The sequence below is a fragment of the Bacillus thuringiensis genome (assembly GCF_001182785.1).
GTDB lineage: Bacteria > Bacillota > Bacilli > Bacillales > Bacillaceae_G > Bacillus_A > Bacillus_A thuringiensis_S.
This window is the reverse complement of record NZ_CP012099.1, coordinates 4454575-4468683: the sequence shown is the minus strand read 5'-3', so window position 1 is coordinate 4468683 and position 14109 is coordinate 4454575. Positions and strand designations below refer to the sequence as shown.

Sequence of the window (14109 nt, the reverse complement as noted above, 5' to 3'; positions counted from 1 at the left end):
TTTCGTTATAGTAAGTTGATGAAATAAGTATAAAGAGTAATTGTTTATAGGAGGAAATATCGATTTCTTATAACGGTTATAACTTTTTGTTAGAGGTGTGTACGATGGATTTGGAGGCAGTACGATCGTTTATCGAAGTGAAGCATACGCGAAGTTTATCAAAGGCAAGTAAGATTTTACATATATCTCAACCAGCGCTTAGTAAACAAATTCAAAAGTTAGAAGCGGATTTAGAGGTTACTTTACTTAAGCGTTCTGCGCAAGGAGTGGAGTTAACGGAGGCAGGAGAGTTATTTATAAAAAGAATGGTACCGATTTTGGAACAAATAAATGAAGCAAAAACAGAAATGAGGGGGTATCAAGAGAACCGAAAGTTTTCAATTGGTATACTACCGAGTTTAGCGGAGCATTACATATTAGAATGTAAAGATGTGTTAGGTGATGAGTTCGAAGTAGAGTGGCAAATCGGACATACGGAAGTATTAAGAGATTTATTTAAAGCGCGGGAGATTGAAGCGATGTTCATCGATTCAGTAGTAGAAGGTGCTACGTATATAAAAGAAGTGCAACAAGAGAAAATTGTTTGTGTCGTTTCAAATAATCATCCGTATAAAGAGAAGAAAGTCATTCAAATAGAAGAGCTGCAAAATGAAAAATTAATTGTATATCCAGAAATATGCGATGTAAGGAAAATGATTATGAACATGTTTCATGAGATAGGTGTAAAACCAACTATAGCTGTGGAAACATCTTACGCAGAACCGATGCTTACAATGGTAAAAGCTGGCCTTGGTATCACGTTACTTCCAGAAAGGGCAGTAGAGCAGTCTGTAAGGCAGGGGAATGTATATGTAATTTCTGTTGAACCACCACTCATGCGGAAAATTTATTTCGTATCTCATACGAAAGATTGTTTGTTATTACAATCATTTGAGGATAGGTAGTGAGGTAGGCGGAATATTGAGAAAGATTACAATCTCATTGAAAGAAACATGAAATTTTAAAAAAAACTAGGTCAAAAACAAGCCATTACATGGTATGATTAGTACATTGTTAGTTGTTAAATATAGGGGAATTCCCTTTTTATACATAATGCCTTCCATTTCATAAACGGAACGGACAAAAAAAGAGATATAACTAGGAGGCTTTTTTGCATGGATTCTATCCTGACGATCGTTATCATTGTAGTAAGCTCTATTCTAGTGCTGCTCATGATAGAGCTTGTGATAAGAAATCGTTCATATAAAGATATTGAAGCACTAGAGCAGTGGAAACAAGAGATAAAAGATAAACCTGTGGCAGATGAACTAAAACGGGTAAAAGATTTAAACATGACGGGTCAAACAGAAGAACTGTTTGGTAAATGGCGTGAAGAATGGGATGAAATTGTATCAACAACCCTTCCGAAAGCTGACAAAGATTTAGCGCAAGCGCGAAAATTCGCCTCGCAATTCTCCTTCCGAAAAGCAAAGCATGCGATGAACGAATCCATAAGTGGTTTAGATGACGCTGATAATCGTATTACAGGTGTTTTAAATGAATTACAGCAATTGTTAGAAAGCCATGAGAAAAATAGCTCGGAAATTGAAGGGTTACGTGATACATATCGTAGTATGAAAAAGAGTGTTCTTGCTCATAGACATATGTATGGAGCAGCAGAGCAGAAAATCGAAGAGATGCTAGATGCTGAATCTAATAAATTTAAAAGCTTTGAAGAAGCAACAGATAATGGTGACTACTTAAAAGCGAGAGAAATTGTTATTAGTTTAGAAGAAGGTTTAGCAAGTTTAGAAATCATTATTCACCAAATTCCAGATTTATTAGTAGAGTGTCAAGCGACGCTACCAGTTCAACTGGAAGATTTATTACACGGACATAATGATATGGTAAGACAAGGTTATGTATTAGAGTATTTGGAAATCCCTAAAGAAGTTCGCGATATGACGACACAACTAAACACATGTTTAATGGATATACAGGAGCTTCATATAACAGAAGCGGCTGAAAAAGTGGAAGACTTAAAAACTCGTTTAGATGGTTTCTATGATCAACTTGAGCAAGAGGTACATGCGAGACATTATGTGGAGCAAAAAACACTTTCTGTTTATGAAGACTTAGAAGAAATACGTATCGAAACGATTGAAACGAAAACAGAAACACAACTTGTGAAACAAAGCTATCAATTGCAAGATAAGGATATTGAATCTCAAAAAGTAATTGAAAAGCAAATGCACATTTTAACGAAACGTTTTGAAATGCTACAATTACGCGTTGCTGAACAAGATATTGCCTTCTCTATTATTCGTGAGGAACTAGAAGAGGTTTATGAGCAATGTGAAACGTTAAAAGTACTTCATGCAGAATATAAAGAAATGCTGCAAACGATGCGTAAAGAAGAATTTGAAGCGCGTGAGAAGTTACAAGAAATGCGAAATACTATTTTCGAAACGAAACGCTTTATGCAAAAGTCGAATTTGCCAGGTCTTCCAGAGAGTATTATGGAAGATTTAAAAAGAGGGCAAATGGCAATGCAAGCTGTATATGAACAATTAGAAGTGAAGCCGTTAAATATGAACGCTGTAAATAGCAGTTTAGAAGAAGCATACACAACTGTGAACGGTGTAGCTGAAATGACAGAAGAGTTAATTGGACAAGCGTATTTAGTTGAAAAATTAATTCAATACGGTAACCGTTACCGCAGTCATGATGAAAGCCTTGCAGAAAGCTTAAATTATGCGGAGAAATTATTCCGTGAATATCAATACGATGCAGCTTTAGAACAAGCCGCTTCTGTACTAGAGCAACTTGAACCTGGTGTTGTTCAAAAAATAGCTGAATATGTAGACAATGAACAAACCCTTTCATAAAAGGGTTTGTTTTTTTGTGTAATTTTGCAGGCGATGTTGCTATAATGAATAGCGGAATACAGTAAGGTTATTCGTTTCAAAATAAAGTGAAACTGTAATCAGTGGGGGGATTCATCCCTACTGATTACTAGTTGAACCAATCGGGCATTTACGGGCAGTTGATCTCCCACCTAACTTCTTTGCTCTAGTTGAACTTTGAGGTGAGAGTCTTACTGCCCGTTAATGCGGGGTAAAGTGAAACTGTAATCAGTGGGGGGGATCTCACTAATTATTATTCTTCACTAATCGGGATAAAACGGAACCTTTGCGTAGTCTTAGCGTAATGACACGTATTTATGATATGATTATATGATGTGATAGCGCTGAAAGGGGAAGAACGATGATCTATTTTGATAATAGTGCGACGACGAAGCCATATCCAGAAGCTCTTCAATCGTACGTGACGGTTGCTGGGAAATATTTTGGTAATCCTTCTTCTATTCATTCGCTTGGAGGAGAGGCAGAGCGTCTATTAACACAATCAAGAACGATTGCAGCGCAGCTTCTTCACGTTAAACCTTCTGAAATTATTTTCACATCAGGTGGAACGGAAGGGAACAACCTTGCGATTAAAGGGATAGCAATGAGGAATCGTTCGCGCGGCAAACATATCATTACAACAAATATTGAACACGCGTCTGTGTTTGAGGCATATAAGCAATTAGAAGAACTCGGATTTGATGTAACATATTTACCGGTTAACGAGCATGGTGTTGTATCGGTAGAGGATGTAAAACGAGCACTTCGTGAAGATACGATTCTTGTATCAATTATTCATGTGAACAACGAAACTGGAGCAATTCAGCCCGTTGCTGAAATTGGAACGTTATTATCGAATCATCCGAAAATAAGATTCCATGTAGATCATGTACAAGGGATAGGAAAAGTACCGCTTGATTTATATGCTTCTCATATTGATCTTTGCTCAATATCTGGACATAAATTCCACAGTGTAAAAGGAACGGGTCTTCTTTATATACGTGATGGCGTAAGATTAGATCCGATTTTATCAGGTGGTCAACAAGAGCTTAAGTATCGCTCTGGTACAGAGAATTTACCTGGCATTGTAGCGATGGTGAAAGCACTTCGCATGACAATGGAACAAGTGAAAGAAAAGGTAGCTCATTTGCAAAGTTTACAAGCAGAGCTTGTCAGCTTCTTTAAAGAGATGGAAGATGTGACGATTAATACATCGCTTGCATATGCAGCACCGCACATTTTAAATGTATCATTTGTTGGTTTAAAACCAGAAGTAGTCGTTCATGCTTTAGAAGAGCACGGTGTATATGTATCGACGAAGTCTGCCTGTTCTTCAAAAGCAAATGAAGTGAGCAGAGTGTTAGTGTCAATGGGAGTGCCGCATGCAGCAGCTGCAAGCGCTATTCGTATTAGTTTGGCACCAGACAACACGATGGAAGAAGTAAAACAATTTGAAGGTATTGTAAAAGAGACGATGCCAAAATTATATGAAGTGATGAGGTAAAGAAATATGATGACATATGAATATATTTTAGTGCGTTACGGAGAAATGACGACAAAAGGTAAAAACCGTTCTAAATTTGTAAGCACATTAAAAGATAACGTGAAGTTCAAACTGAAAAAGTTTCCAAATATTAAAATTGATGCAACGCATGACCGTATGTACATCCAGTTAAATGGTGAAGATCATGAAGCAATCTCTGAAAGATTGAAAGACGTATTTGGTATTCATAAGTTTAACTTAGCGATGAAAGTACCATCAGAATTAGAAGATATTAAAAAAGGTGCATTAGCAGCTTTCTTACAAGTAAAAGATGATGTGAAAACATTTAAAATTACAGTGCACCGTTCTGATAAGCGCTTCCCAATGAAGACGATGGAGTTGCTTCCAGAAATTGGTGGGCATATTTTAGAAAATACAGAGGATATCACAGTAGACGTCCATAATCCAGATGTGAATGTACGTGTAGAAATTCGCAGTGGTTACAGCTATATTATGTGTGGTGAGCATATGGGAGCTGGCGGTTTACCAGTTGGCGTTGGCGGAAAAGTAATGGTACTTCTTTCTGGTGGTATTGATAGCCCAGTAGCAGCGTACTTAACGATGAAACGCGGCGTATCTGTGGAAGCAGTTCACTTCCATAGCCCACCTTTCACAAGTGAGCGTGCAAAACAAAAAGTAATCGATTTAGCACAAGAGTTAACGAAATACTGTAAACGTGTAACGCTTCACCTTGTTCCGTTTACAGAAGTGCAAAAAACGATTAATAAAGAAATCCCATCTAGCTATTCAATGACGGTTATGCGCCGTATGATGATGCGTATTACAGAGCAGATTGCTGAGGAGCGTAACGCACTTGCAATCACAACTGGTGAAAGTCTTGGACAAGTAGCAAGCCAAACATTAGATAGCATGCATACGATTAACGAAGTAACAAACTACCCAGTTATTCGTCCGCTTATTACGATGGATAAATTAGAAATTATTAAAATTGCTGAAGAAATCGGCACGTATGATATTTCAATTCGTCCATACGAAGATTGCTGTACAGTATTCACACCAGCTAGTCCAGCGACGAAACCGAAGCGTGAAAAAGCAAATCGATTTGAAGCGAAATACGATTTCACACCATTAATTGAAGAAGCTGTAGCGAACAAAGAAACAATGGTATTACAAACGGTTGAAGTAGTGGCGGAAGAAGAAAAATTCGAAGAACTTTTCTAAAACCATAAATTACCATATCTAAAACATGTATGAAGTCATGTTGTTTATCACACTCTATACTCACAAGGAGGTGATACAACATGGCAAGCACAAATAAATTAGCAGTGTCTGGTGCTCAAGCAGCATTAGATCAAATGAAGTACGAAATCGCTCAAGAGTTTGGTGTTCAACTTGGAGCTGATGCAACATCTCGCGCTAACGGTTCTGTTGGTGGCGAAATTACAAAACGTCTAGTTTCACTAGCTGAGCAACAATTAGGCGGTTTCCAAAAATAATCCCATATACGATGGCTTAGAAAGAGCGGGTTTTCCCGCTCTTTCTTTTTGTTGTTCATATTAGTATAAATTCATTTCGACAAAAGCATAAAAAAATTGTCAAAAGAAGAGGGTTCAAAAATTACTGAAAATTCTTTATTATATAAGGGAGGCATAAAGAAAAAGGAGGATGTTTATGAAGAGAGAGGAATTGTTGGCACCACCATCTTATAATTTAGTTTCAGAAATAGAGAAATATACAGACGATAAAGAGAAGCTTGCTTTAATTTGGCAAGATGATAAAGGGAATAGACGAGAAGTTACATATTTTGAATTAATGCAAGGTGCAAATAAAATTGGAAACGCTTTTATAAAAAGTGGCTTACAAAAAGGGGACAAGCTCCTTATTATGATGCCGCGCTTAATTGAAGCGTACATGACGTATATCGCTGCGATTAAAGCGGGATTTGTCGTAATTCCAAGTTCGGAAATGTTGCGTAAAAAAGATATCGAATATCGAATTGGACATGGCGAAGTAAAAGCGATAGTAAGCTATGAGCCGTACATTGGACAGTTTGATGATATAGAAGCAATGGAATCTCTTCAAAAATTCGTCCTGAGCGAGCAGTCAGTAGACGGATGGATCAATTTAAAGACAGCATTAGAAACAGAAAGTGACATGTTAGAAATGGCGAAAACAGATAAAGAAGATATGGTCTTTTTATCTTACACGTCAGGGACGACAGGAAACCCGAAAGGTGTCGTTCATACGCACGCGTGGGCATACGCTCATTTACGTACAAGCGCCCCAAATTGGCTCGGAATTGAAGAGAATGATGTTGTATGGGCAACGGCTAGCCCAGGGTGGCAAAAGTGGATTTGGAGCCCGTTTTTAGCAACTCTCGGTTCAGGGGCAACAGGATTTGTATACAACGGTAAGTTTGAACCGAAAACGTATTTAAATTTATTAGACGATAATAAGGTGAATGTGCTTTGTTGTACACCGACTGAGTATAGATTAATGGCAAAGGTAGAAGATTTAAGCGAGTACAATTTAGAGGCGTTACATAGCGCTGTATCCGCAGGTGAGCCGTTAAATAGAGAAGTCATTGGAACATTCCAAAAGCACTTTGATATTACAGTAAGAGACGGCTATGGGCAAACGGAAAATACACTACTTGTTGGTGTAATGAAAGGGATGGATATTAGACCAGGATCAATGGGGAAACCAACGCCAGGTAACCATGTCGATATCGTAAATGAGGAAGGTATTCCAGTTAAAGTAGGCGAAGTTGGTGATATTGCAGTTCACATTGAAACGCCGGCCCTCTTTAAACAATATTATAAAGACGATGAGCGTACAGCGATGCAATTCCGCGGTGACTATTATATTACAGGTGATAAAGCGAAGAAAGATGAAGACGGCTACTTTTGGTTTGAAGGACGTGGTGATGATATCATTATTAGCTCTGGTTATACAATCGGGCCGTTTGAAGTAGAGGATGCGCTTGTAAAACATCCTTATGTAAGAGAATGTGCGGTTGTCGCAAGTCCTGATGAAATTCGCGGAAGTGTCGTGAAGGCATTTATCGTATTAAGAGAGAATATAGAAAAGAACGAAGAAACTTTAATTCCAACACTCCAACAACACGTCAAAGAACTCACTGCACCATATAAATACCCTCGCAAAATTGAATTTGTAGATGAACTACCAAAAACGATTTCTGGAAAAATTCGCCGTATTGAACTTAGAAAACAAGAGATGGAGATTCCGTCAAAATAATTTTGAAAACAGTGAAGTAAATAGTTGAATGAAATGCAAAACAATGATAATATAAAAACGAACACAAGTTCGATTTTATAAACTTAAAAAAGAGGTGTCCGTATGATTTTAGGTATTAATCCGTACTTAGTTTTAGATGGTAGTGGGCAAGAAGCTGTACAGTTTTATAAAGAGGCTTTAGATGCAAAAGTAGAAGTCATGCAAACTTTTGGTGACATGCCTGAAAATCCAGAATACCCGATTCCAGCTGAAGCGAAAGAGCGCGTTTTACACGCTACTTTAAAAGTTGGTAATACGGATCTTATGATTTCTGATACATTCCCAGGTCAAGGGCATGCAATCGGATCTCAAGTAACAATCGCAATTCAAATTAGTAATGCAGAAAAAGCAAAAGAAGTATTCGATAAGTTACAAGAAGGTGGAGAGGTTATCATGCCACTTCAAGAAACATTCTGGAGCCCAGCATACGGACAAGTAAAAGATAAATTTAATATTGAATGGCAAGTTACAACGTCTACTACTGAACAAAAGTAATTTTTGGAAAAGCACCATGTTTTGAAATGGTGCTTTTTTCTATACAATAAAGTAGAGGAGATGAAATATATGGGAGAAATTTGGTACGGCGGCACTATTTACACGATGAAGGAAGAAACTGAAACAGCGGATGCGATTTACGTTGAAAACGGCATAATCGTTGATATTGGGAGTAAAGAAGAGCTAGAAGCCCAATATTCGGTGGGGAAATTGTATGATTTAGAAGGCAAAACAATGATCCCAGGTCTCGTTGATAGTCATATGCATCTTATTGGTCATGGAGAGAGGTTACTCCGTCTAGATTTATCAAATTGTACATCTTACAAAGAAGTGCTTACTCTTGTCCAGAAGCGAGTGGAAGAAGCTCCAAAGGGATCTTGGATTATTGGAGAAGGATGGAATGAAAATAACTTTACAGATACGAAAAATGTTCATGCGCGTGATTTAGATGAAATTTCGAAGGAACATCCCATTTTATTAAAGCGAGTTTGTCGTCACGTTACATGGGTGAATTCATACATACTGCAAGAAGCGAACATAACAGAAGCGATGCAAAATCCAAAAGGCGGGAAAATCGGCAGGGATTCATCAAATAAGTTAACAGGACTTTTATATGAACAAGGACAAGAATTAATTAAACATGTTCAGCCTGAAATTGATGAAGCGTATTTACAAAGAGCTTTGCAAACAGCGATTAAAGATTGTTGGCAATACGGCCTCATTGGCGGACATACGGAAGATTTAAATTACTATGGTGGTTTTAGAAAAACGCATAATGCGTTTTCTCACGTTATAAAAGAAATGCCATTTAAAGCCCATTTGCTCGTTCATCATGAAGTAGCACATGAACGAAAAGAATATGAAAATGAACATTATATTGAATTTGGGGCAATGAAAATCTTTTCTGACGGCTCTTTTGGCGGAAGAACAGCATTATTAAGTGAACCGTATGAAGATGCAAAGGAAACGAATGGGATTGCAATTTTCTCACGTGAAGAACTTGCAGAATTAGTGAAGAAAGCACGAGACTTACATATGCCAGTTGCGATTCATACTATCGGTGACTTATCGCTTGAATATGTCATTGATGCACTCGAATTATATCCACCAGCAGAAGGGTTACGTGACCGCATTATTCATTGTCAGCTTGCTCGTGAAGAGTTGATTGAAAGAATGAAAAACTTGCAAGCCATTATTGATATACAGCCAGTCTTTCTTTCATCAGATTTTCCGTCAGTCATTGAAAAACTGGGAGAACACCGTCTTCGTTATGCGTATGCTTGGAAGACATTGCTGGAAGCAGGACTACATTGTAATGGTGGCTCAGATGCTCCTATTGAACAAGTAAATCCATTTTTAGGCATATATAGCGCTGTTACACGTAGAAGTTTTATTGACGGTGTATGCTATATGCCTGAGGAAAGATTAACGGTATATGAGGCTGTTTCTCTATTTACAACAGGAAGTGCCTATGCAATCGGAAAAGAAGCGAAGCGAGGACAAATTACAAAAGGATATGAAGCAGACTTTACAATATTAGACCGCAATATTTTTGAAATTGAGGCAGAAGAAATAAAAGAAGTACAAGCAGAAATGACCGTAATAGATGGCCAAGTTGTCTATAGAAAAGGTATGTGAAAATATATGAGCAATTATTGAAATATATCGACTTACTGACAAAAATAGCAACTAATAGTTAGAGAAATAAATAACCGCAGAATTATGGGATCCCATAATTCTGCGGTTATTTTAATCCTATAAAAACGTTCTCTGTACTTTTTCCCAGAAAGAATTGTTTTTTAATTTAACTGTTTTAATTTGTTTATCGCTTAAGCGTACAACAGCTTTTTCAACTTGTTTAATGCTAAGCGCTTCGTTATCCATGCCGATAACAGGATAATCGTTACCGTCTGGTCTTAGTTTTAAAGTTAATGTACGCTTATGATTTAAAATGAACGGTGAACCGAGCGTACGATAAGTGTTGTTGTTTAAAGATGCTAGTTCGCTTACTTGGAAACATGGAATAAGTGGGTCAACAACTGCACCATGCAATGATTTATTGTAAGCTGTACTTCCTGTTGGGGTAGAAACAACTAAACCGTCCCCTCTAAATGTTTCGAAGTATAAATCATCAACGTGAACATCTACAACGAATGTTTTAATAATGCTAGAACGTAATGAGAACTCATTTAAACAATAGAAAGATGTACCATGATCTACATCTACCTGAATTGTTGGATATTTTCGCACTTCAATTTCATTTTTTGTAATTTCTTGAAGGGCTGTATCAACGTGATCAATGTGGAAATCGCAGTAGAACGAAGTTTCATCTTTCGTAGAAATCCCTGCGTATAAGCAATCTTCCCTAAAACCAGTTTTACGAACGGCTTGTAAGAAGGTTGCATCATCTCCAACACTGACGATAGCGTTTGCATTTTTTGGATGATCTAATATGGTAAATCCATTCTCTTCTAAAATACGATAGATTGGTTTCATTTTTTCAACGAGCGTTGCTTTGTCATCACCATAAAAGAAAAATAAATTGCGACGATCTGCCATTATGTATCCCTCCACTGCAGTTAAATTTTCTGTTTTTCGTGCTACATATCATTAGAGTCCGTTCCCTGATGATATGTTCAAATAATATATTTCGATACAAATTGTCAAAATACCTTTTTATTTTTAGAAAAATTTTTATATTCAATCTTATGGAACTCTGTTTAATGATGAATAAACTTGTCGATAATGGGTACGGAGTGAAAGGATGATACGTATGAAGTGGCTCGTAATTGGAATAATAATTCTTCTCCTTTTTATTTTGCTTATACTATTGTCGAAAATATCGCTTAAGGTGACATTTTTATATTCAGAAATGGAAAAGCAATGTTTATTTCAAGTGAAAATATGGATGATTCGATATACATTTGACGTGTTGGAAAGAATTGAAAAACAGCAGAAAAAGACAGGACAAAAAATCGAAAAAGCTGAAAAGGACGGCGGACTAGATAATAAAATTATGGCGCAACTTGACAGCATAGGTGAACTGATAAAAAAGCTTCAAGACGTTCATACTATCGTTAAAGATTTTCTCAAACGAGTGAAAATCAATGGTTGGAGATGGCATACACAAATTGGAGCAGGCGACGCAGCTAGTACTGGAATTGTCACTGGATATGCATGGGGGACAAAAGGAATGGCTGCTGGAGTTGTCGGACAATATATGCATATTGTTGACGTACCAGAATTTGAAATTACACCTGTTTTTCAAGGGAAGGGATTTGCATCGAGATGTGAGTTAACAGCATCTTTTCGTATATTCCGTACTGTAAAAACAGCGGTGAAATTACTCATATTTATGAGGCAGCAAAGATCTGGCATGGAAAAAAACTCTGTTCAAGCATAGGGGGGATATAGAATGGACCATCCAATTCAAGGTTTAATGACAACCGCAATGCAGCATTTAAAACAAATGACTGATGTAAATACAATTGTGGGTGACCCAATTAAAGCGGCAGATGGAAGTGTAATTCTTACAGTTTCGAAAGTAAGTTTCGGATTTGCTGCTGGTGGAAGTGAATTTGGTAGAGTAGAACATTCAGGCCGTCATCCATTTGGCGGAGGAAGTGGAGGAGGAGTTTCTATTAATCCTGTTGCCTTTCTTGTTATAAATGGAGATGGTGTGAAAGTATTGCACTTAGATAAGCAAACGCATGTCATCGATAAAATAATTGAATTAGCGCCACAAGCTGTTGATAAAGTGAAAGAAATGATGGATAAACGAAAAGAAGATGATCCTGAATTTCAAATTTAACGAATAAAGAAGCTAATCAATAGGTTAGCTTCTTTTATTTTTTTGTAAATAAAGCGATTTTATTTGCATTATCGATAGGGACAAACTATCATTTACATTGTACATATTTTGTTTAAATAAGGGAGGATTTTCAAGTGGCAAACGTAACTTTTAAAGGTAATCCAATGACTTTAGTTGGAACAGAAGTTAAAGTTGGCGATCAAGCGCCAAACTTCCAAGTATTAGCAAACGACTTATCTCCAGTAAGTTTAGAAACATACAAAGGCGAAGTAAAATTAATTAGTGTTGTACCTTCAATCGACACAGGTGTGTGTGATGCACAAACACGTCGTTTTAACCAAGATGCAGCAGGTATTGAAAACGCGAAAGTATTAACAATTAGCGCTGATTTACCATTCGCTCAAAAACGCTGGTGTGCAGCAAACGGTTTAGAAAATGTTGTAACACTTTCTGACCACCGTGACCTTTCATTCGGTGAAGCTTACGGCTTAGTAATGAAAGAACTTCGTTTACTTGCTCGTGCAGTATTCGTAGTAGATAGTAATGACAAAGTAGTTTACGTAGAATACGTAGGCGAAGGTACAAGCCATCCAAACTATGAAGCAGCATTAGAAGCAGCTAAATCTGCAAAGTAATGTGAAGGAAATGACCTCTTATAAAGAGGTCGTTTTTTCTCATATATCGCTGCGTAACGGTGCCGATATATGAGAAAAAACGTTATATCATATATAACTTGAGAGGGAGCTCTTTACAGGAGGTCGCTTTTTCTTTTTGGAAAAAATCACTTTGTGGTATGATATAAGTTATGTGTAAAAGAGAGAAGGAGGAATGTACGTGAGTCAGACAGTGGAAACATTATTTTCTATTTTTGATTCTTCTGCGGTAGTTTTACGTAAAGAATTAGATGTGACATATTTAGAGGCGCTTGTAGAAACAGGTGATAACTTGTTTGAGGGAGCGATTTTACAAGAGGAATTATCCGAATCAGCAATTGAAAGGCTGAATCGTGAATATAGTAGGTTTAATGAAGAAACATATAAAGGTGAAGAAATTCGTAAAGCATTTCAGTTAGCCATCTTAAAAGGAATGAAAGAAGGCGTACAAGCCAATCATGAAATGACGCCTGATGCAGTTGGGATGTTCATGAGTTACTTATTCCATAAATTTATGCAAGGTCAAAACGAAATTACAGTTTTAGATCCTGCAATTGGAACAGGAAATTTAATGACTACAGTGTTTAATAGCGCCAAAGAAGGACTAACAATGAGTGGATTTGGTGTAGAAGTGGATGAAGTGCTAATTAAACTTGCTTTAGTAAATGCAAATTTACAAAAGCATGCAATCGAATTCTTCCATCAAGATGGACTAGCACCACTTTATATCGATCCAGTTGATGCAGTCGTTTCAGACTTACCGATTGGTTACTATCCAAACGAAATCGGTGCAAGTGAATATAAATTAAAAGCAGATGAAGGAATGTCGTATGCCCATCACTTATTTATTGAACAAAGTGTGAAACATACGAAAGAGGGCGGGTACTTATTCTTCTTAGTACCAAACTTTATTTTTGAAAGTGACCAGGCACCAAAATTACATGCATTTATTAAAGAAACATGCTTTATTCAAGGGTTATTACAGCTTCCTGTTTCCATGTTTAAAAACGAGAAAAATGCAAAAAGTATATTTGTTCTCCAAAAGAAAGGCTCTAATGTAACAATGCCAAAACAGGCGTTATTAGTGGAGTTGCCTAAATTCTCTAACATGAAGGCGATGGAGAATATTATGGATCAATTAAATACTTGGTTTGCAACACATAAATAAAGCTGGGTATATGTAACAGAGTTAGTGATTTATGTAGTACAGTTTTATATAATATGTCATATTTTTAAATATATACTAGATTTAACTGAATTTTTTTGAAATCTGTAATATATATTTTTTCTTGGTGTTACAATTTTTTCACTTGAAATATATGTCGGACGATGTTTAAATTAAAATCGTGAGTATAAAATTTGCTAATGATGAAACGTTTTCATATTTAGTAAATTTGATTAGATAAAATCGAGCGGTTTGTGGAAACATCCACACAACTACCAAGAGAAAAAGGGGCGAAAGAC

At 36.8% G+C, this 14109-nt stretch carries 13 protein-coding genes; 12 read left to right on the top strand and 1 reads right to left on the bottom strand.

Annotated elements, in window-relative coordinates; genetic code table 11:
• The first annotated feature begins 104 nt into the window (after nt 1-104).
• The 8 genes from AC241_RS23030 to AC241_RS22995 all read left to right on the top strand — a co-directional run bounded on the left by AC241_RS23030 (nt 105) and on the right by AC241_RS22995 (nt 9819).
• Nucleotides 105-944 carry a LysR family transcriptional regulator gene (locus tag AC241_RS23030; protein WP_048563689.1) on the top strand — a complete coding sequence of 280 codons (840 nt, stop codon included), beginning with the start codon at nt 105-107 and terminating at the stop codon, nt 942-944.
• Nucleotides 945-1154: 210 nt separating this feature from the next.
• Entirely contained in the window at nt 1155-2867 is a 1713-nt protein-coding gene (gene ezrA / locus AC241_RS23025; protein ID WP_016080067.1) for a septation ring formation regulator EzrA, read from the top strand.
• Nucleotides 2868-3246: 379 nt separating this feature from the next.
• Entirely contained in the window at nt 3247-4389 is a 1143-nt protein-coding gene (locus tag AC241_RS23020; RefSeq protein WP_000638976.1) for a cysteine desulfurase family protein, read from the top strand.
• A gap of 6 nt (nt 4390-4395) precedes the next feature.
• Nucleotides 4396-5610 (top strand): tRNA uracil 4-sulfurtransferase ThiI, encoded by a 1215-nt coding sequence (gene thiI / locus AC241_RS23015; RefSeq protein WP_016080068.1) that lies wholly within the window; start codon nt 4396-4398, stop codon nt 5608-5610.
• Between the two features lie 80 nt (nt 5611-5690).
• Nucleotides 5691-5885, top strand: coding sequence for an alpha/beta-type small acid-soluble spore protein (locus AC241_RS23010; protein WP_000168890.1), 195 nt, complete (start codon nt 5691-5693; stop codon nt 5883-5885).
• A gap of 175 nt (nt 5886-6060) precedes the next feature.
• Complete coding sequence (mbcS, locus tag AC241_RS23005) at nt 6061-7647, top strand: acyl-CoA synthetase MbcS (protein ID WP_000817726.1); 1587 nt, start codon at nt 6061-6063, stop codon at nt 7645-7647.
• A 102-nt stretch (nt 7648-7749) separates the two neighbouring features.
• Nucleotides 7750-8181, top strand: coding sequence for a VOC family protein (locus AC241_RS23000; protein ID WP_000600350.1), 432 nt, complete (start codon nt 7750-7752; stop codon nt 8179-8181).
• A gap of 69 nt (nt 8182-8250) precedes the next feature.
• Nucleotides 8251-9819, top strand: coding sequence for an amidohydrolase (locus AC241_RS22995; protein ID WP_050844581.1), 1569 nt, complete (start codon nt 8251-8253; stop codon nt 9817-9819).
• A 117-nt stretch (nt 9820-9936) separates the two neighbouring features.
• On the opposite strand, the gene AC241_RS22990 is transcribed toward AC241_RS22995, so the two are convergent.
• On the bottom strand, nt 9937-10740 hold the full coding sequence (locus AC241_RS22990) for an NAD kinase (RefSeq protein WP_029443411.1): 804 nt from the start codon (nt 10738-10740) through the stop codon (nt 9937-9939).
• Between the two features lie 205 nt (nt 10741-10945).
• Here AC241_RS22990 and AC241_RS22985 point away from each other — a divergent pair, with 205 nt between their 5' ends.
• The 4 genes from AC241_RS22985 (at nt 10946) to AC241_RS22970 (ending at nt 13813) form a co-directional block, all read left to right on the top strand.
• Nucleotides 10946-11584 (top strand): DUF2953 domain-containing protein, encoded by a 639-nt coding sequence (locus tag AC241_RS22985; protein ID WP_029443410.1) that lies wholly within the window; start codon nt 10946-10948, stop codon nt 11582-11584.
• Between the two features lie 12 nt (nt 11585-11596).
• On the top strand, nt 11597-11992 hold the full coding sequence (gene ytfJ / locus AC241_RS22980; protein WP_000350007.1) for a GerW family sporulation protein: 396 nt from the start codon (nt 11597-11599) through the stop codon (nt 11990-11992).
• Between the two features lie 134 nt (nt 11993-12126).
• Entirely contained in the window at nt 12127-12627 is a 501-nt protein-coding gene (tpx, locus tag AC241_RS22975; RefSeq protein WP_000024527.1) for a thiol peroxidase, read from the top strand.
• A 199-nt stretch (nt 12628-12826) separates the two neighbouring features.
• Nucleotides 12827-13813: a class I SAM-dependent methyltransferase gene (locus AC241_RS22970; protein WP_050844580.1), complete on the top strand. Its 987-nt coding sequence runs from the start codon at nt 12827-12829 to the stop codon at nt 13811-13813.
• Nucleotides 13814-14109 lie beyond the last annotated feature (296 nt).